This is a genomic window from Providencia burhodogranariea DSM 19968 (assembly GCF_000314855.2).
In the GTDB taxonomy this organism is placed as follows: Bacteria; Pseudomonadota; Gammaproteobacteria; order Enterobacterales; family Enterobacteriaceae; genus Providencia; species Providencia burhodogranariea.
This window is the reverse complement of record NZ_KB233222.1, coordinates 1,681,816-1,701,836: the sequence shown is the minus strand read 5'-3', so window position 1 is coordinate 1,701,836 and position 20,021 is coordinate 1,681,816. Positions and strand designations below refer to the sequence as shown.

14 protein-coding genes, 1 tRNA gene and 1 other RNA gene are annotated in these 20,021 nt (G+C 39.0%); 10 read left to right on the top strand and 6 right to left on the bottom strand.

Going from position 1 to position 20,021, the window contains the following annotated elements; genetic code table 11:
* Window positions 1-96 precede the first annotated feature (96 nt).
* Entirely contained in the window at window positions 97-957 is an 861-nt protein-coding gene (gene ppsR / locus OOA_RS07220) for a posphoenolpyruvate synthetase regulatory kinase/phosphorylase PpsR (RefSeq protein WP_008911486.1), read from the bottom strand.
* A gap of 265 nt (window positions 958-1,222) precedes the next feature.
* On the opposite strand from ppsR, the gene ppsA reads away from it, so the two are divergent.
* Complete coding sequence (ppsA, locus tag OOA_RS07215; protein WP_008911485.1) at window positions 1,223-3,598, top strand: phosphoenolpyruvate synthase; 2,376 nt, start codon at window positions 1,223-1,225, stop codon at window positions 3,596-3,598.
* 494 nt (window positions 3,599-4,092) lie between these two features.
* Here ppsA and rprA read toward each other — a convergent pair.
* An RNA gene (gene rprA, locus OOA_RS20005) (antisense sRNA RprA) lies at window positions 4,093-4,201 on the bottom strand.
* A 237-nt stretch (window positions 4,202-4,438) separates the two neighbouring features.
* Window positions 4,439-5,554, bottom strand: coding sequence for an AI-2E family transporter YdiK (gene ydiK / locus OOA_RS07210; protein WP_008911484.1), 1,116 nt, complete (start codon window positions 5,552-5,554; stop codon window positions 4,439-4,441).
* Between the two features lie 268 nt (window positions 5,555-5,822).
* Between ydiK and ydiJ the strand changes: the two genes are divergently transcribed.
* The 9 genes from ydiJ to OOA_RS07165 all read left to right on the top strand — a co-directional run bounded on the left by ydiJ (window position 5,823) and on the right by OOA_RS07165 (window position 16,902).
* Window positions 5,823-8,879, top strand: a complete 3,057-nt coding sequence (gene ydiJ / locus OOA_RS07205; protein WP_008911483.1) for a D-2-hydroxyglutarate dehydrogenase YdiJ — start codon at window positions 5,823-5,825, stop codon at window positions 8,877-8,879.
* Entirely contained in the window at window positions 8,876-9,292 is a 417-nt protein-coding gene (locus tag OOA_RS07200) for a hotdog fold thioesterase (RefSeq protein ID WP_008911482.1), read from the top strand. The genes ydiJ and OOA_RS07200 overlap by 4 nt, the downstream gene beginning before the upstream one ends.
* Window positions 9,293-9,663: 371 nt before the next feature.
* The gene (gene sufA / locus OOA_RS07195; RefSeq protein WP_040691195.1) at window positions 9,664-10,032 is read left to right on the top strand and encodes a Fe-S cluster assembly scaffold SufA; all 369 of its coding nucleotides are present in this window, start codon (window positions 9,664-9,666) and stop codon (window positions 10,030-10,032) included.
* Between the two features lie 16 nt (window positions 10,033-10,048).
* Window positions 10,049-11,548 carry a Fe-S cluster assembly protein SufB gene (gene sufB / locus OOA_RS07190; protein WP_008911480.1) on the top strand — a complete coding sequence of 500 codons (1,500 nt, stop codon included), beginning with the start codon at window positions 10,049-10,051 and terminating at the stop codon, window positions 11,546-11,548.
* Between the two features lie 43 nt (window positions 11,549-11,591).
* Entirely contained in the window at window positions 11,592-12,338 is a 747-nt protein-coding gene (sufC, locus tag OOA_RS07185) for a Fe-S cluster assembly ATPase SufC (protein WP_008911479.1), read from the top strand.
* Window positions 12,313-13,617, top strand: coding sequence for a Fe-S cluster assembly protein SufD (sufD, locus tag OOA_RS07180; protein WP_008911478.1), 1,305 nt, complete (start codon window positions 12,313-12,315; stop codon window positions 13,615-13,617). Before sufC ends, sufD begins: the two co-directional genes overlap by 26 nt.
* Before the next feature lie 7 nt (window positions 13,618-13,624).
* Complete coding sequence (gene sufS, locus OOA_RS07175; protein ID WP_008911477.1) at window positions 13,625-14,863, top strand: cysteine desulfurase SufS; 1,239 nt, start codon at window positions 13,625-13,627, stop codon at window positions 14,861-14,863.
* Between the two features lie 326 nt (window positions 14,864-15,189).
* Window positions 15,190-15,606, top strand: coding sequence for a cysteine desulfuration protein SufE (sufE, locus tag OOA_RS07170; RefSeq protein WP_008911476.1), 417 nt, complete (start codon window positions 15,190-15,192; stop codon window positions 15,604-15,606).
* Window positions 15,607-15,822: 216 nt separating this feature from the next.
* On the top strand, window positions 15,823-16,902 hold the full coding sequence (locus OOA_RS07165) for a L,D-transpeptidase family protein (RefSeq protein WP_008911475.1): 1,080 nt from the start codon (window positions 15,823-15,825) through the stop codon (window positions 16,900-16,902).
* Between the two features lie 561 nt (window positions 16,903-17,463).
* On the opposite strand, the gene OOA_RS07160 is transcribed toward OOA_RS07165, so the two are convergent.
* The 3 genes from OOA_RS07160 to OOA_RS07150 form a co-directional block, all read right to left on the bottom strand.
* The gene (locus OOA_RS07160) at window positions 17,464-17,700 is read right to left on the bottom strand and encodes a major outer membrane lipoprotein (RefSeq protein WP_008911474.1); all 237 of its coding nucleotides are present in this window, start codon (window positions 17,698-17,700) and stop codon (window positions 17,464-17,466) included.
* Window positions 17,701-18,094: 394 nt separating this feature from the next.
* Entirely contained in the window at window positions 18,095-19,507 is a 1,413-nt protein-coding gene (gene pykF, locus OOA_RS07155; RefSeq protein WP_008911473.1) for a pyruvate kinase PykF, read from the bottom strand.
* Between the two features lie 411 nt (window positions 19,508-19,918).
* Window positions 19,919-19,995, bottom strand: a tRNA-Val gene (locus OOA_RS07150).
* Window positions 19,996-20,021 lie beyond the last annotated feature (26 nt).

Below are 20,021 nucleotides of genomic sequence, written 5' to 3'. Positions count from 1 at the left end.
GGTCTGTATCAGTGATGGAGATCACAATAAACGAAAATGAAGCAAATTCAACCTTCAACTTAAAATTGATCGAAAAATTTTGATATCAAATGCTGATTAAAAAATGCGTCGTTGTAATCCCATGGTATCAATCACTTTGGCTGAGATCTCTTCAACAGAGTAATTTGTCGTATTGAGATAATTAATCTTATTTTGCCTAAAAAGTGCTTCGACTTCTGCCGTTTCGATTCGGCACTGACGTAATGAGGCATAACGGCTATTTTCACGCCGTTCTTGGCGTATCGCAGATAATCGTTCTGGGCTAATTGTCAGACCAAAGAGTTTATGTGTATAAGGGCGTAAAGCTGGAGGGAGTTGTATATTATCCATATCGTCAGCAGTAAATGGATAATTAGCTGCTTGTATACCAAATTGCATAGCCAAATAGAGACTGGTTGGTGTTTTACCACAACGAGAAACACCAATAAGAATGACCTGTGCTTGGTCAAGGTTTCGCAGTGAAATACCATCATCATGTGCCAATGTATATTCTATAGCAGCGATACGTGCGTCGTACTGATTAATATTTTGTAAAGATAAGCCATGGGTACGGTTAAGTTTAGGCTCTGGTTCCAGCCCAACTTCTTGCTGAATTGGAGCAACTAAAGTTTGCACGATATCCTGACAAAAACCCAAACTCTCAGTGATGATTTTTCTAACGGATGGTGAAATGATCGAATAAAACACTAATGGTCGATTTTGTGTTTCTTGATAAATCGCATCAATTTTTTGTTTTATTTCTTGTGCTCGAGCTTCAGTGGTCACAAACGGGAGAGTATAAGAACTAAAAGCTAAAGGAAATTGAGATAAAACAGCATGGCCTAATGTTTCTGCTGTAATAGCTGTTCCATCTGAAATAAAGAAAACAGTGCGTTCTGTAAAGTTAGTTTTTTGATTAGTTGGCGTTGTTTCGCTCATAGATTTCATCTTTTGTTGTATTTTTCGTTAGTTTTAGAAAGATATTATATTTTATTAAAGTATAAAAAATAGTTTATAGGGAAAAGTATAGCCATTATTTAATCAATTTTTAGAACAAAAATTTTTTCTTGTTAGACGGAACGATTCACCTGTCAATGTTCCCATATTGTCTGTGCTAGTCTGTTTCATGAGGCGAAATATCGCCAATGAGATTTTCCACGATTTGTACTTTGCCACTATTTTGCTAGATAAAGGATCGCGTTCAATGTCCACAAATAGCCTCACTCCGTGTAATGTACTTTGGTATAACCAATTAGGGATGAACGATGTTGACCGTGTTGGAGGTAAAAATGCTTCCCTCGGTGAAATGATTACCAACCTGTCCGATCTTGGTGTATCCGTACCTAACGGATTTGCGACAACTGCACAGGCGTTTAATGATTTTCTTGAACAGAGCGGCGTTAATCAACGAATTTACAGCTTACTGGATGAAACAGATGTTGATGACGTTAATCAACTTGCTGCCGCGGGTGAAAAAATTCGCCAATGGGTGATTGATACACCACTGACACCTGAATTGGAAAATGATATTCGTACAGCATATCAAACGTTGTCTGAAGGTGAAAAAGAAGCATCGTTTGCTGTTCGTTCATCTGCAACCGCAGAGGATATGCCTGATGCTTCATTTGCAGGGCAGCAGGAGACCTTCCTGAACGTTCAAGGCATTGATGCGGTATTAGTTGCGATTAAACATGTATTTGCTTCTTTATTTAATGATCGTGCAATTTCTTATCGTGTTCACCAAGGTTATGACCACCGTGGGGTGGCACTTTCTGCTGGTGTGCAAAGGATGGTACGTTCAGATTTATCATCTTCTGGTGTCATGTTTACGATTGATACTGAGTCTGGTTTTGACCAAATAGTGTTTATTACATCAGCTTATGGTTTAGGTGAAATGGTCGTACAAGGTGCGGTTAACCCAGATGAGTTCTATGTGCATAAACCGACGTTAATTAACCAACGTCCAGCTATTGTGCGTCGTACGTTAGGGTCAAAGAAATTGCAGATGGTTTATGCAAATAGCCAAGAGCATGGCAAACAAGTACAAATTGAAGATGTGCCAGAAGTGCTACGCAATCGTTTCTCTTTAACTGATCATGAAATTGAAGAGCTTGCGCGTCAAGCATTACAGATTGAAAAGCATTATGGTCGCCCGATGGATATCGAATGGGCTAAAGATGGACATAATGGGCGATTATATATCGTTCAGGCTCGTCCTGAAACGGTTCGTTCAAATCAGCAAGTAATGGAACGTTATCAACTAAAAGGGCAAGGCAACGTTTTAGTTGAAGGACGTGCGATTGGTCACCGTGTTGGTGCAGGCAAAGTTAAAGTCATTCATAATCTCAGTGAAATGGATAGGATCCAACCTGGTGATGTATTGGTGACTGATATGACTGACCCTGATTGGGAACCTATCATGAAAAAAGCAGCTGCGATTGTTACCAATCGAGGTGGACGTACTTGCCATGCTGCGATTATTGCTCGTGAATTAGGTATTCCAGCGGTTGTTGGTTGTGGGGATGCAACAGAGCGTTTGGTGGCAGATCAACAGGTAACAGTTTCTTGTGCCGAAGGGGATACGGGCTTTGTATATGAAGGCAAACTTGATTTTGAAATTCATAGCTCAGCTGTAGACAATATGCCGCATCTTGATGTGAAAATTATGATGAATGTGGGCAATCCTGACCGTGCATTTGATTTTGCTTGCTTACCTAATGAAGGTGTTGGCTTAGCAAGATTAGAATTCATTATTAACCGAATGATTGGTGTTCACCCAAGAGCATTACTTGAATTTGATGCACAAACACCAGAACTTCAAAGTGAAATTCGTACTCTGATGGCTGGCTATGATGACCCAGTTGAGTTCTATGTTGGTAAATTGACTGAAGGTATTTCAACGCTGGCAGCTGCATTCTGGCCAAAACGTGTCATTGTGCGTCTATCTGACTTCAAATCTAATGAATATGCCAACTTAGTTGGTGGTGATATTTATGAGCCTGAAGAAGAAAACCCAATGCTAGGTTTTCGTGGGGCTGGTCGTTATGTTTCAGATAGTTTCCGTGCTTGTTTCGCACTTGAGTGTGACGCAGTTAAGCGTGTACGTAATGAGATGGGATTAACTAATGTAGAAATTATGGTTCCATTTGTTCGCACAGTTGCTCAAGCGGAAGCAGTCATTGCTGAGTTAGCTAAACATGGACTTAAACGTGGTGAAGGTGGCTTGAAAATTATCATGATGTGTGAAATTCCATCAAATGCTTTGTTGGCGGATCAATTTCTTGAGCTCTTCGATGGTTTTTCTATTGGCTCAAATGATATGACACAGCTAGCATTGGGTTTAGATAGGGATTCAGGAGTTGTCTCGGAACTATTTGATGAGCGCAATGAAGCAGTTAAAGCTTTACTTTCTATGGCAATCAAAGCTGCTAAACGTCAAAATAAGTATGTTGGCATTTGTGGCCAAGGTCCATCTGATCATGAAGATTTCGCCCAATGGCTTGTTGACGAAGGAATTGATAGCTTATCTTTGAATCCAGATACAGTCATTAAGACATGGTTAAATCTCGCGAAATTATAATTCTGTGATAAATGATTTAATCAATACACATTAAACCGGCAAGTTTATATAGCCGGTTTTTTAAATCAGTTATGTCGATTAGTCTAATCAATAAAAGCTATTGATGCACAGTTTAAATAAGTTAATTGAGTAAGTAATTAATAGCGTTATACCCTTTTAGGGATATTGAAAGTACATGACAAAGGTTAACTTATCGCGCTGTCAGTGTTAATTATCTTAGAGTAAGATTAATTTGGTTGTATAAATATATATATAAAGAGTCGTGAAATCTTTAATTACTCTAATATTGAGTATGGAGGGTGAGTATTATTGTTATATATGATATTGGTACTTAAAATTGTATGCTGACGACAAGTCAAGATAGTTAGTTGGTGGGAAATAATAATATGGTTCATGTAATTGAAATATTTGTTTTATTAGCGATAGGTTAAATGTAATTTTAATCCTTTTAGTATTCATAAGTGGTGAGCTTATGCCACTTGATGAGGATAAGATAAAAAAAAAGCCTATCATGGGCTGACAGGCAAAGACTACACACAGCAATTTTTTTAATCATGCTTCAAATAAAAATAAGCATAATTTTATGTTCAGTATTAGAAAAATGTTGCTTGATGAATTAAGCATAATTTAATTCAATTCCATATACACTCAGAAGACTCTTAATATAATTGTTAGTAGCTGTAAGTAAAAGAGAATATTTTCCGTGCAGAAGATAATATCACAAACTAGTTTTAAAACTAACATAAGTCTGTTAAATATTGTTTCTAAATATTAATGAAGTTAATAGTTAATTAGAAAGCATGCTTAATAAAAGCATGCTAAATGTTAATTTAATGTAGTTTATTTTTTGTGCATAAATTCTTTTTCGAGAAATTTTTCTGTTTCTTCAAGGTTTTCATTTGGGATTGCAACCTCATTCATCCAAGCGTTTAATAAGCTATATGAAACGGCTAATACCACAGGACCAATGAATAGTCCCATCATCCCGAAAGATAAAATTCCCCCAATAACACCAATAAGAATAAGCACCATTGGAAGATCTGCACCCATTTTGATAAGCCAAGGACGTAATACGCCATCCATTGTTGCGACAACAGCAGCCCAAATACCAAGGATAATTCCCCAAGTTGTATCGCCTGTCCAAAAAAGCCAAATAACAGAGGGGATCATAATAAGTAAAGGTCCAAGTTGTGCAACGCAGCAAATAAACAACATCACGGTTAAGATGGCTGCGAAACTAATACCAGATAAAGCAAGCCCAATTCCACCAACAATAGCTTGAATTAATGCAGTGACCACGACACCAAGTGCAACAGCACGAATTGATTGAGCCGCTAATAATACAGCTGCATCACCACGAATGCCGGCTAAGCGCACAGCAAAATGACGAATACCGAGCATTACTGACTCTCCTTTTAAGTAGAGTAACCCACTAAAAAGCAGCATTAGTATAAGGTGAAACATAAAACGACCTGCGCTGATGGCTTGCGTGACAAACCAGCCTGCTGCTTGCCCAAAATAGGGCTGAACTTTTGCTAATAATGCATTACCACCACTAGCTACTAAGCTATGCCAAGCGTAATAAATTTTCCCGCCTACAAATGGAATGCTATTTAGCCACTCTAAGTCAGGTAAACGTAAACTATTCGGTGATTTAGCGAGATCGATAAGCGGTCCACTGTTTTGAATAATGCTACCAATAAGGACCCCTAGTGGAATCACAAATAGGAGTAGTATCAAAGAGACCATCACTAAGGTTGCTAGCCAACGTTTATTCCCTAGTCTTGCTTCTATTTTTATCAGTAGAGGCCATGTAGCGATAACCGTCATACCGGCCCAAGCAAACCCAAGAATAAACGGGTTTAGAACCCAAAAGCAGGCTGTTATCATTAAAATAATAAAAGCCAATCCGAAGAGAAGCTTAGGTAAATCGAGTCGATTTTGCGATTTTTCCATTAATGCCTAATCCTTAACAAATAAAAACTCTGCAAGTAAGCGGTTTTTTTAGCAAAAAATAACGTAATTATTTTTCACGAACAAAAAAAAACAATATTGTGATATGGTTCATTACTGACAATGTCATCAGCGGTTGTACTCTCTTTCAGAGCAACAGGTTTTGCAGGGGAAAGCTCTGTAAACCAATCAAGCACTATTGTGCTACTTAAACTAAAGATAGTACAGAACGAGCTATGCGAACACTAAACAACAAGAGTCATCGTTAATAATGATCCCGCGTATAACTGAAGCACCTCATCTAAGTAAACTCGCCATTGAATTTCTGCACCAGCTGCAAGAGCAGGGCTTTACGGGTGATAATGGCACCAGCTATGCTGAACGTTTATCAATGGCAACAGATAATAGTATTTATCAATTATTACCTCAGGCCGTTATTTTTCCTCGTTCAAGTGCAGATGTACAAATTATTACCCGAATAGCAGGGCAAGATAAATTTCGTGAGCTCACATTTACCCCTCGCGGTGGTGGAACCGGTACTAATGGCCAGTCCCTCACTGAAGGGATTGTCGTCGATATGTCACGCTACATGAACCGCATCCTAGAAATTAATCCAGAGCAGGGATGGGTTAAAGTTGAAGCTGGTGTTATCAAAGACCAACTAAATCAGTTCCTTAAGCCTTATGGCTATTTTTTCTCACCTGAATTATCGACAAGTAATCGTGCGACTCTCGGTGGAATGATCAATACTGATGCTTCAGGTCAAGGTTCACTAGTTTATGGTAAAACATCTGACCATGTTTTGGGTGTTAAAGCTATTTTACTTGGAGGAGAATGCCTTGATACACGTGCTATGCCTATCGCACTCGCCCAAACGATTGCGTCTGAAGATTCTATCACTGGGCGAATTTACAAAACAGTACTGGAACGCTGTCTAGAGCAGAGACCGTTGATTGAAGCAAAATTTCCAAAGCTTAATCGATTCTTAACAGGCTATGATTTACGCCATGTCTTTAATGATGATCTCAGTGAATTTGATCTAACTCGTATATTAACCGGATCTGAAGGGTCACTTGCTTTTATTACTGAAGCAACCTTGGATATCACTCCACTGCCGAAAGTACGTCAACTGGTTAATATTAAATATGATTCATTTGAATCAGCGCTTCGTAATGCGCCGTTTATGGTTCAAGCGAAAGCACTGTCTGTTGAAACAGTTGATTCAAAAGTCCTCAATCTAGCACGTGAAGATATTGTTTGGCATTCAGTTAAGACATTGATTACAGATATTCCCAATAAAGAGATGCTTGGCTTAAATATTGTTGAGTTCAGCGGTGATGATAAAATTGAAATTAATGGCTTGACGGAAAGTCTCTGTCAACGGCTTGATGAATTAATGGCGAGCCATGAAGCAGGCATCATTGGTTATCAGGTTTGTGATGATCTTGAGGATATTAACCGTATTTATAATATGCGTAAAAAAGCTGTTGGCCTGTTGGGTAATAGTAAAGGCGCTGCAAAACCTATTCCATTTGTAGAAGACACTTGTGTTCCTCCTGAACATCTTGCTGATTATATCGTTGAATTTAGAGCGTTACTGGATAGCCATAATCTTAATTACGGCATGTTTGGACATGTAGATGCGGGTGTTTTACATGTCCGTCCAGCATTGGATATGTGTGATCCCCAACAAGAAATATTGATGAAGCAAATTTCAGATGACATTGTTGCTCTCACTGCAAAATACGGTGGGCTATTATGGGGAGAGCACGGAAAAGGCTTTAGAGCACAATATAGCCCTGAATTCTTTGGTGAAGTTCTTTTTGCCGAATTACGAAATATTAAAGCAGCATTTGATCCTGATAATCGGTTGAATCCTGGGAAAATATGTCCTCCAACTGGGCTTGATGCACCAATGAAACAGGTCGATGCCATAAAACGAGGCTCATATGACCGACAAATTCCGGTACAAATACGCCAAGAATTCCGTGGCGCTATGGATTGCAATGGCAATGGGCTCTGTTTTAATTTTGATGTAAAAAGTCCGATGTGTCCTTCAATGAAAATTAGCGGTCAACGGATTCATTCACCAAAAGGCCGAGCAACACTTGTTCGTGAGTGGTTAAGATTACTAGCTGAGCAAGGAGTCAGCCCTGAGAGCCTTGAAAAAGGAATTAAAGATAACCGTCCTTCATTACGTGGATTAATTGATAAAACACGTAATACATGGCGTGCTCAAAGGGGGGATTACGATTTTTCTCATGAAGTTAAAGCCGCAATGTCTGGCTGTTTAGCGTGTAAAGCTTGTTCAACACAATGCCCAATTAAAATTGATGTTCCTTCATTTAGAGCTAAATTTTTAGCTTTATATCATGGTCGTTATTTAAGGCCTGTGCGAGATCATATTGTTGCTGGGGTTGAGGCAAGTGCACCATTGCTATCAAAAGCACCGGGTGTATTTAATTTCTTTTTGCGTCAACCGTGGATCCAAAAGTTAAGTGAACAAACTATCGGTATGGTTGATTTACCTTTATTTTCGCAGCCAACATTGAAGCAGGAATTGTCCGGTCATGCGGCAATTACAGTCACATTAGAGCAATTAGAGGGAATGACGGTATCGCAGCGGGAAAATTATGTGCTGGTGGTACAAGACCCATTTACCAGTTATTACGATGCAAAGGTCGTTGCTGACTTTGTTAAGTTGATTGAAAAATTAGGATTCAAACCCGTTCTATTGCCATTTTCACCTAATGGTAAAGCTCAGCATATTAAAGGTTTTCTTGCACGGTTTGCGAAAACAGCGCAGAAAACAGCAGATTTTCTCAACCGTGTGGCGAAATTGGAATTACCGATGGTCGGTGTCGATCCTGCACTAGTCTTATGTTATCGCGATGAATATCACGAAATATTGGGGCAGCAACAGTGTCGATTTACAGTGCAGCTTGCACATGAATGGCTTATCGCACTACCAGATCCTCAATTGAATAAAAAAATGCAGTCTGAACCATGGTATTTCTTTGGTCATTGTACTGAGGCAACAGCATTACCAAATAGTGGTGTGCATTGGGCTAATTTGTTCAAGCGGTATGGACAAGAACTGAAGAACATTAGTGTAGGCTGTTGTGGCATGGCTGGAACCTATGGACATGAAATCGCTAATATTAAAAACTCAAAAGGTATCTATAATTTGTCGTGGAAACCTGAGATGGATAAATTACCGAAGGCTCGCTGTTTAAGTACAGGCTATTCGTGCCGTAGCCAAGTGAAACGCATGGAAAATACCCAAATAAAGCATCCTATACAAGCATTGCTGGAGATAGTTGAATGATTTGGAAACGTAAATTTAATCTAGAACAGATGTCCTTAATGGCAAAAGACTGCATGTTAGGTCATCTTGGTATCGAAATTACTGGTTTTGGTGATGACTATCTTGAAGGTATAATGCCCGTTGATAATCGGACAAAGCAGCCTTTTGGTTTATTGCATGGTGGAGCATCAGTTGTTCTGGCTGAATCTTTAGGCTCAATTGCGGGTTATTTGTGTAGTGAAGGCGAGCAACGTGTTGTTGGTCTCGAGATTAATGCAAACCATATTCGTTCTGCAAGGGACGGTGTGGTAAAAGGTATTTGTAAACCTATTCATCTTGGACGTCGTCAGCAGGTTTGGAATATTGATATTTTTAATGAGCAAGGGCAGTTGTGTTGTACTTCTCGTCTAACAACGGCCGTACTTTCAGATTAGTTGCCCCTAGCCTCAGGCTAAGTTTGGTCTGAGATTCCTTCATTGACATTTATTATAATATCAATTCTTACTAAACCAATTAAGTTGTATAATAAATATACCTTTATTAATTAGTGCCATTTTGTGTATTTATGAGTACAAAACGACAAAAAAAATGTAATTATTTTTAATTGTTTATATTTAATGGGTTAGCTTACTTTTCCGTTGTTATTGATTGAAAAATAAACTACATTTGAGTAAAAAGTAAACTATAATGGGTATAACCTCTCAAAACAAATGGTTGAAGTAGTAAGGGTTATGGTTACCATAGTATAAACGGAGTTAATCTCCTGATAACTGGCTGAAAAGCCATGAAAATTGTGGGGTCAAAAATGACTGACAGCGTAGAAACTTTTTCTCTGGATGAAAGTAGTTGGCAAGGTGTAAACCTAACTGATAGCGCAGCGAAACAAATCAACAAATTGATGGAACAAAATCCTGAAACTAAAGGACTTTCGTTAGGCGTTAAACAGTCTGGTTGTGCAGGCTTTGGCTATGTTTTCGAAATGATAGAAAACCCAACAGAGAACCATTTACTCTTTGAACACAATGGTGCACATCTATATGTACCAAAAGAAGCAATGCCTTTCATTGATGGCACAGTTATCGATTATGTCCAAGAAGGTCTTAATCGTATATTCAAATTTAATAACCCGAAAGCACAACATGCCTGTGGGTGTGGTGAAAGCTTCGGCGTTTAACATGTGAAGTCAGATTATGTCTCAGAGCAATGTAGAAATTGGCGATGAAGTTCAAAGCTGGCTAGATGACCAGCGTTATAAAGAAGGCTTTTTTACTAATGTCGCCACAGATGAAATGGCTAAAGGGATTAACGAAGATGTTGTCCGTGCTATTTCTGCGAAACGTAATGAACCAGAGTGGATGCTAAAGTTCCGCCTTGATGCTTATCATCATTGGAAGGGAATGGAAGAGCCACATTGGTTAAAAGCCCATTATCCAAATTTAGATTATCAGGAGTATAGTTATTACTCTGCACCCTCTTGTGGTTCTTGTGATGACACTTGTGGTTCACAAACGGGTGCAACACAAGCGACTGGTGTTACAGAAACCAACAACTATCTAACAGCAGAAGTCGAAGAAGCCTTTAACCAACTTGGTGTTCCTGTTCGTGAAGGAAAAGCGGTTGCAGTTGATGCAATTTTTGACTCTGTCTCTGTTTCCACTACATACCGTGGAGACCTTGCTAAGCACGGCATTATTTTCTGTTCATTTGGTGAAGCTATTCACGAATATCCGGAACTTGTACAAAAGTATCTTGGTAGTGTTGTTTCTAGCCACGATAACTTCTTTGCTGCGTTGAATGCTGCGGTTGCCTCAGATGGCACCTTTGTGTATATCCCTAAAGGGGTTCACTGCCCAATGGAGCTATCTACCTATTTCCGTATTAATGCAGCAAAAACTGGGCAGTTTGAGAGAACAATACTCATTGCTGATGAAGGCAGTTATGTGAGTTACATCGAAGGGTGTTCTGCGCCAGTTCGTGATAGTTACCAGCTGCACGCTGCGGTCGTTGAAGTCATCATTCATAAAGATGCTGAAGTGAAATACTCAACAGTTCAAAACTGGTTCTCAGGGGGTGACAGTGAAGCGGGTGGTATCCTTAACTTCGTCACTAAGCGCGCTCTGTGTGAAGGTGAAAACTCGAAGATGTCATGGACCCAGTCAGAAACGGGTTCAGCCATCACATGGAAATACCCGAGTGTTATCTTAAAAGGTGATAACTCAGTCGGCGAATTCTTTTCCGTTGCGCTAACAAATGGTAACCAACAAGCAGATACGGGAACCAAAATGATCCACATCGGGAAAAATACCCGTTCGACGATCATTTCTAAAGGTATCTCGGCAGGTAAAAGCCAAAATAGCTATCGCGGCTTAGTGAAAATATTGCCTAGCGCCTATAATGCACGCAATTTCACTCAATGTGATTCGATGTTGATAGGTACTCAGTGCGGCGCTCACACTTTCCCTTATGTTGAAGTAAAAAATAACACTGCACATCTCGAACATGAGGCAACGACCTCTCGTATCGGTGAAGATCAGCTTTTTTACTGCCTCCAAAGAGGAATAAGTGAAGATGATGCGATTTCAATGATCGTAAATGGTTTCTGTAAAGATGTTTTCTCGGAACTTCCATTAGAGTTTGCGGTAGAAGCACAGAAATTGCTAGCAATCAGCCTAGAACACAGCGTGGGTTGATATAAATAGAATTATATGCGCAAGGCGCTAAAGGCATGTTGATATGTTGAGTGTTAAAAATTTACATGTAAGTGTAGAAGGTAATGAGATTTTAAAGGGTTTATCACTAGAAGTGAAACCTGGTGAAGTTCACGCGATAATGGGACCAAATGGTTCTGGTAAAAGTACACTTTCTGCGACGCTAGCGGGTCGTGAAGAGTATGAAATTGACAGCGGTGAAGTTACTTTTAAAGGAAAAGATCTCCTTGAATTAGATCCAGAAGAACGAGCAGGTGAAGGTATTTTCCTCGCATTTCAATATCCAGTTGAAATTCCGGGTGTCAGTAACCAATTTTTCTTGCAAACAGCAGTTAATGCTGTGCGAGAGTATCGTCAAGAAGAAGCTTTAGATCGTTTTGATTTTCAAGATTTTATCGAAGATAAAATTAATTTACTTGAGATGCCACAAGATTTACTGACTCGTTCAGTGAATGTGGGTTTCTCTGGTGGTGAGAAAAAACGTAATGATATTTTGCAAATGGCAGCGCTTGAGCCGCAGTTGTGCATCTTAGATGAAACTGATTCAGGTTTGGATATCGATGCATTGAAAATTGTTGCAAATGGCGTCAATTCACTACGCTCACCAGAACGCTCATTCATTATTGTGACGCACTACCAGCGTATTCTGGATTACGTCAAACCTGATTTCGTACATGTCTTGTATCAGGGAAAAATCATCAAATCAGGTGATTTCAGCTTGGCGAAAAAACTGGAGGAACAGGGTTATGGCTGGCTTATTGACCAACAGTGAAAAATCAGGAAAACGCTCTCAAGTAGCAGCATTAAATGAGCAGGCGATGGCGCGTTTTGCAACACTTTTCAACATCCGTTCTGGTGCTAAATCTCACCATGCAGCGGCACATTGGGAAAAAGCCAATCAGGTAGGTTTACCTGAATTTCGTCATGAAGATTGGCACTACACGCCTTTACAAACTGTTCTTAATACACAGTACAGTTTTGCTGAGCAGAATATTGATGAGAAAGAGTGTGAAGGATTAGCGCTGCCAATTGATGCTTATCGAATTGTTCTTGTTGATGGGCGTTATAGCTCGACATTGAGCTCAGTTGATATGGGGCCATTTCAAGTTGCACTCTTAGATAATCAAGATATGTTGCCTGATGCGGTTAACAGCGAAATTTTCTTACATCTGACAGAGAGCCTTGCTCAACAGCCTATTGTTATTCATCTTGCTGCGAACCAAATCGCACAAAAACCGCTTTACTTACTGAATATATCCAGTGGGCATGATGGAACAGAGGTTAATACGAGCCAGTACCGCTACCACATTACGTTGGATACAAATAGCAAGGCTCAGGTGATTGAGCACTTTGTTAGTTTTAATGATAAAGCGCATTTCACAGGTAGTCGATTAACGGTTGAAGTTGGTGATAACGCTCAGTATCGGCACTTTAAGCTGAATAATGAAAACAACCAGGCACAGCATTTTGCGCATAATGATATTGTTGTTGGTCGCGATAGCCAAGTATTGAGTAGTAGTTTTTTACTTGGCGCTAAACTAACTCGTAATCATTCCAGTGCTCAACTTGAAGGTGAAAGTGCCAATTTGTCACTTAATAGTTTGCTATTGCCAAAAGATGCTGAAATTGCTGATACCAGAACGTATCTTGAACATAACGCAGGCCATTGTACAAGTCGCCAATTACATAAAGTGATTGCAATGGACAGCAGTAAAGCTGTGTTCAATGGCGTCATTAAGGTTTCACCAAATGCCTTGAAAACAGATGGGCAGATGAGTAATAACACTTTGTTATTAGGTGAAAAATCTGAAATTGATACTAAGCCACAGTTAGAAATCTATGCTGATGATGTAAAATGTGGGCATGGTGCAACTGTCGGACGTATCGATGATGAGCAGCTATTTTATCTGCGTTCTAGAGGCATTGATGGCAAAGCAGCGAAACATATGATCATTATTGCTTTTGCAGCTGAGCTCACTGAATCGATTGAATCAGAAGAACTCAAACAAGCTGTGATGGCGAGCATCCGCCAACGCTTAGCAGAGGTCTAGTATTCGTATGACATACAACGTAGCAGCAGTTAGGCAGGATTTTCCTGCCTTATCCCAAAGTGTGAATAATCATCCTTTGGTTTATCTTGATAGCGCAGCCAGTGCACAAAAGCCTCTACAGGTGATTGAAAGAGAGAGCGAGTTTACGTTGCATCAATATGCCGCAGTTCATCGCGGTATACATACGCTCAGCGCACAAGCGACGACCATGATGGAAGAAGTTCGGCAAAAAGCGGCAGATTTTATTCATGCAGCATCAGCAGAAGAAATTGTATTTGTTAAGGGCACAACGGAAGCTCTTAACTTAGTCGCAAATAGCTTCGGCCGAAAATTTATTGGTAAAGGCGATAATATTGTCATTACTGAGATGGAGCACCATGCCAACATTGTTCCATGGTTTATGTTGGCAGAAACCATTGGTTTTGAAATTCGTATCTTGCCCGTATCTGACGGTGGAACATTACAATTAGAAAAATTAGATGAGTTGATCGATGCAAATACCCGTTTGTTGAGCTTTACACATATCTCTAATGTATTAGGAACAGTCAATCCGGTAAAAAATATTATTCAGCAAGCAAGAGCTATCGCTGCTTCACGTGGTGCAGAGCTTTATGTGTCAGTTGATGGTGCTCAAGGTGCGATGCATAGCATTGTTGATGTGCAAGATCTCGACTGCGATTTTTATGCATTTTCGGGACATAAACTGTATGGGCCAACAGGCATTGGTATTCTATATGGTAAAAAATCGCTGTTAGATCAAATGCCACCATGGGAAGGTGGTGGGGCGATGATCCGTCAAGTTAGTCTCAAGAAAGGTATAACGTATGCGGATGCACCTTGGCGTTTTGAAGCAGGAACACCCAATGTTAGCGCAATTATCGGTCTAGGTGCTGCTTTTGACTATCTCAATGCTATTGGTTTGAAAGAAGCATTTGCGCATGAGTCGGATATCATGGCTTATGCATCGCAAAAATTAAAAGAGATCCCATCAATAATTTTATATGGAAATGATCAGCGTGAAGGCGTCATCGCTTTCAATCTTGGCATACATCATGCCTATGATGTTGGGTCATTCTTAGATCAGTATGGAATAGCGATTCGTACAGGACATCACTGTGCATTGCCTCTTATGGACCGTTTTAGTGTGCCAGCTATGTGTCGTGCATCTGTTGGTATCTATACGACAAAAGAAGAGGTAGATACCTTATTCAATGCGTTACAGAGAATTAAAAAATTGTTAGGCTAGGTGATAAAACCTAATTGTGTTTATTTTTGCTGTTATTGATGGAGAAGAGCCAATATGTTATTGGCTCTTCTCCATGATATAGCTATCATATTTCAAGCTTTATGGCTGGTTTGTTACCTATATACAGCTCGAATTATTTTTGGTGCGGTTCCTTAAATTTGCAATAAAAAAGGGGTCAAGGTGCTATAGCCGCAGTTTTATTTTGTAAAAGATATCAAAAGTAACTTGGCATTCTACCTTTTCACAACATCATTAATATTCATAAAAATAAACTAATCTAGGCTAATAAACCTTTAGTACATTTGCTATTAAGTAAGGAAAGAAGTATGCCAGCTTTGCCCGATGAACATAAATTACTGCGTAATTTTGCGCGTTGTCAGGACTGGGAAGAACGTTATCTCTACATGATAGAGCTTGGTGGGCGTTTGACCGATTTAACCGATACACAACGTAGTGATTCTAACCTTATTGCGGGTTGCCAAAGCCAAGTTTGGATTGATATGCAAAAACAGTCTGATGGCAGAATCAACTTTGTTGGCGATAGTGATGCTGCCATCGTAAAAGGATTGGTTGCGATAGTTATTATCCTATTTCAAGGCAAAACAGCAGAACAAATTCTATCGTTAGATATAAAAGCATTTTTCTCTCAGCTTGCCTTGGAGCAGCATTTAACCCCATCACGCACTCAGGGGTTAAATGCTATGATCCGCTCAATTCTAGCCCGTGCAACAGCGCTGCAATAACATTAAAGCGGGGAACTTCACTTCTCCGCTCATTTTTCGTTCTATTCCTATAAACACGTACGATGTTATTTTGTTAACCTAATATGCTGTTTTTTAAGCTAAGTAACCATTATTGGCATCTAAAATATCTAATAGGTATTATAGATATGTAATATTGTTGCTATTATATACATCTATAACTCGTAGATAGTATTGAATTATTTCCCTGGAGTCGGTATGAAGAAAGTGTTAACGATGGCAAGTTTATTTGTAGCGAGTGCATTGTTGTCGCCGGTACAAGCGATGGATTATCCATTACCAGATAGTAATACGCGTCTTATCGGGGAAAATACGCTCTATGTTGTACCCGATGATGGGCGTTCGTTAGAAATGATTGCTAGTGAACACCAAATTGGTTTGCTTGGTATGCTAGAAGCTAATCCAGGCACAGATCCCTATTTGCCTGAAGCCGGCAAAGAATTGATTATTCCTACACAGATGTTACTTCCTACTACTCCAAGAACGGGTATTGTGATAAATCTTGCAGAGTTAAGACTTTATTACTATCCCGCAGGAAGCAAGGAAGTTGTCGTTTATCCAATAGGTATTGGCCAATTAGGACGTGATACACCAGAAATGGTAACTTCTGTCAGTCAGTCCATTAAAGATCCAACTTGGACACCGACAGTGAATATTCGTAAAAATTATGCAAAAGAAGGCATTACATTACCTGCGGTTGTACCTGCTGGGCCTGAAAACCCAATGGGGCTTTATGCTCTGCGTTTAGCCTATGGTAAAGGTGAATATTTAATTCATGGAACCAATGCTGACTTTGGTATTGGTATGCGAGTAAGCTCAGGTTGTATTCGTTTGCGTCCAGATGACATTGAAGCACTATTTAAAACAGTGCCTAAAGGAACACGAGTTCAAGTAATTAACCAACCAGTCAAATATTCTAAAGAGGCTGATGGTAGTTATTATATCGAAGTACACCAACCATTATCTAAAACATCAAACGATGACCCTCAGATCATGCCTATCGCATTGTCTGATGATTTCAAGCGTTTTTTAGAAAATGAAGGGGTTGATAAAGCTTTAGTTCAAAAAGAACTTGTGAGACGTTCAGGGCTACCTGTGAAGGTAAATAATGAACAAGGTAATAATGAACCTGAACACCCTGAGCAGGAATATACAGCAATTGAACCTGAAAGTAGTCATAATTCTGGGGAGCAGGGTAAGTATCCAGAATTGACGCCAATCGAAGCATTTACCATTTCACAGCCTCAGCCAGTATACAGTGAGCCAACAACCAACTAGTTAGATTAAGCGCGGTTAAAAAATGGACGAATAGTAGGTTCAGTGGACATGAATGATCAATCACAAGGAACCTGCTATATACAGCCAAATTAGTTAGTAAGGCGACCAGTAGGTCGCTTTCTTATTGCATTATTGGAAATTAATTGATTTTACAATCATTTAGTTTCGCAGTAATTCACCATGTTATAGCGATAAATATATAACCAATTGAAATTAAAAATAATAGTTAGCTGGTTTATGAAGGGTTTTAGTAAAAATATAGATTTATCACGATAAAACGTGACATGTCACACTGCATATTTAACGATTTAATTATTCTTTTCTCATCCTATTCTGATGTAATAAATAACTAGAAAACTTCAATTCAGCCAGTTTTTATCTATGGTTAAGTTGTACTGCCTAGATTTATGCTGAATTCAACATTGATTATGGTTTGAATAAAGTAAGGATAATTCGCATCTAACATCTAAAAAAATAAGAGGATCTATAAATATAGACCCTCTTATAGAGAGCGCACGATGTAAAGAAAAAATTTTCTATATCATCGCTGTCAATCCAAACTTACTTTTTGTAAGAACGGACTTGGTTGTCTAGACGTTGGTTAGCACGTGCTGCTTCTTGTTGCGCAGTTTGTACTTCGGCACGAATAGTTTGAACATCGCTGCTCAGTTGATCGACTTTACCATTCAGAGTTTGAACATCTGAAGAAAGTTTCTGAACCTCAGTGCTGTTAGAACAACCCGCCAGTAATGCTGAAGCTAATACGATAGAGCCCAGTACAAATTTAGTACGAATCATTATTTTACCCTCTAGATAGATTTATATTGAAAATATAAAAAGTAAGCCACCAACAAAATAGATTTCAGATAGTATCACTACTTCTGCTTAATTCTGATAAGGCCATTTAAAATGCCCAAAGATGGTACTCACTTAGTCTTATGCTAGTACTTAATTTCCAGTTTTGCTAGAAATACTTTACGCCATGTAGTAGGAAAAATAAGAAAAAATTAAATTTAACGTTTAATGCCGCTATTGAAGCACTTAAAACTATTCTAAGATATTAGATTAACATAACAAATAAACAATAAGGTTATAAGTTGAAACGTGCGTTAGAAAAAGCATTTTATGTTAAAGAAAAGCCCTGCACTGAGTTAACAGTATAGGGCTTAATATCACTGAATTACTTTATTAATTATAGAACGTGTACTGATGAGGTATTTGTTGTTCCGCTTGGAACAAGGGCACCAGAAACCATTACAATAGCATCGCCTTCTTTTGCTAGGCCACTATTTAATGCAGCGTTTTTACCTTCACGATAAAAATCATCTGTTGATGTAAAACCATTGATTAACATTGGAATAACACCTTTAACTAATAATAACTGACGAGCCGTTTCTTCATTAGTTGTCAGTGCCAAAATCGGTGCAGTTGGGAAATATTTACGCACTGATTTTGCAGATTTCCCACCGTAAGTGGCAACAACAATTAGTGGAACATGCAGTTTTTCAGACATTTCAACAGCACCACGTGAAACAGCTTCTGTAACACGTAAAGGTTGGCCTGTTTTTTGACTGTCAATACGAGTTGGCATTACACGGTCAGTACGTTCACAAATTGTAGCCATAATAGTTACAGCTTCAATTGGATATTTACCTTTTGCGCTTTCACCAGAAAGCATAACAGCATCAGTACCATCAAGGATGGCGTTAGCTACATCGCCAGCTTCCGCACGGGTAGGGCGAGGGTTTTTAATCATAGAATCTAACATTTGTGTTGCTGTGATAACGACTTTACGAGCTGCAACACATTTTTCAATCATCATTTTTTGTGCAAAGATGACTTCTTCAACAGGGATTTCAACACCTAAGTCACCACGGGCAACCATGATGCCATCAGAGGCTTCTAAAATTTCATCGAAGTTATTTAAACCTTCTTGATTTTCAATTTTAGAGATAATTTGAATGTTTTCGCCGCCATGTTTTTTCAAATGAGCGCGAATTTCTTCAACATCTGAACCTTTACGAATAAAAGATGCAGCAACAAAATCAACACCTTGCTCGCAACCAAAAACTAAATCTTCTTTATCTTTTTCGGCAAGTGCAGGTAAACCTATGGAAACGCCTGGTAGGTTAACCCCTTTTTTCTCACCTAAGTCACCATTATTTAACACTTCACAAATAACTTCAGTAGTAGTGACGTCTTTAACTTTCATACCAATCAAACCGTCATCAACTAAGACGGTATCACCAGCGTTTAGATCTGCAGTTAGACCCGCATAGGTGACAGCGACTTTATCTTTATTACCGATAACAGAAGTATCAGTGGTAAATGTAAAGGTTTGACCAGCAACAAGAGAAACGTCGTTACCGCCCTCTAGTTTCATTGTGCGGATTTCTGGTCCTTTAGTATCAAGAAGAATTGCAGCTTGTTTTCCTGTTCTTGCACAGACAGCGCGTAAGTTTTTGATGCGTTGACCATGCTCATCATAGTCACCGTGAGAGAAGTTGAGACGCATGACATTCATGCCTGCATCAAGAAGTTGATTCAATTTTTCTTCTGATTCGGTTTTTGGGCCGATGGTACAAACAATTTTAGTTTTTTTCATGGCAGTCTATCTAAAGGTTATAAAGGAAATCGATATTGTCACCGATTCAAAAAAATGCATGCCAGTAAATGACTTTGCGCAACGCATTGTATTAATGATAGGTGACAGTCTGGTATTTAATGCAATTATATTGTGAATTAGCTCTCATTTTTTATCATAATTCTTGTGGCTATAATCTACTTCACTAAAGCTAACTTACTGATTTATTTCTAATGAAACTTTTCAGTGATTAATCTTATTATAGACAACAAAAAACTGTGAGACAAATCAAATTTTGCAAAATTGAATGAAGAGATAGCTTAGATCAAAATAATTGATGATTTACGAACATTATGTTGCGCAACAAATAAAAAGAAAAAGCAATTCGCTCTAGTCGATAGAGAAGTTATTGAGAATCAAAGGGAAAATGAATGGTGCGTCCGAGTAGACTCGAACTACCGACCCCCACCATGTCAAGGTGGTGCTCTAACCAACTGAGCTACGGACGCATTGTGATATTGTTAACGCTAAGAAA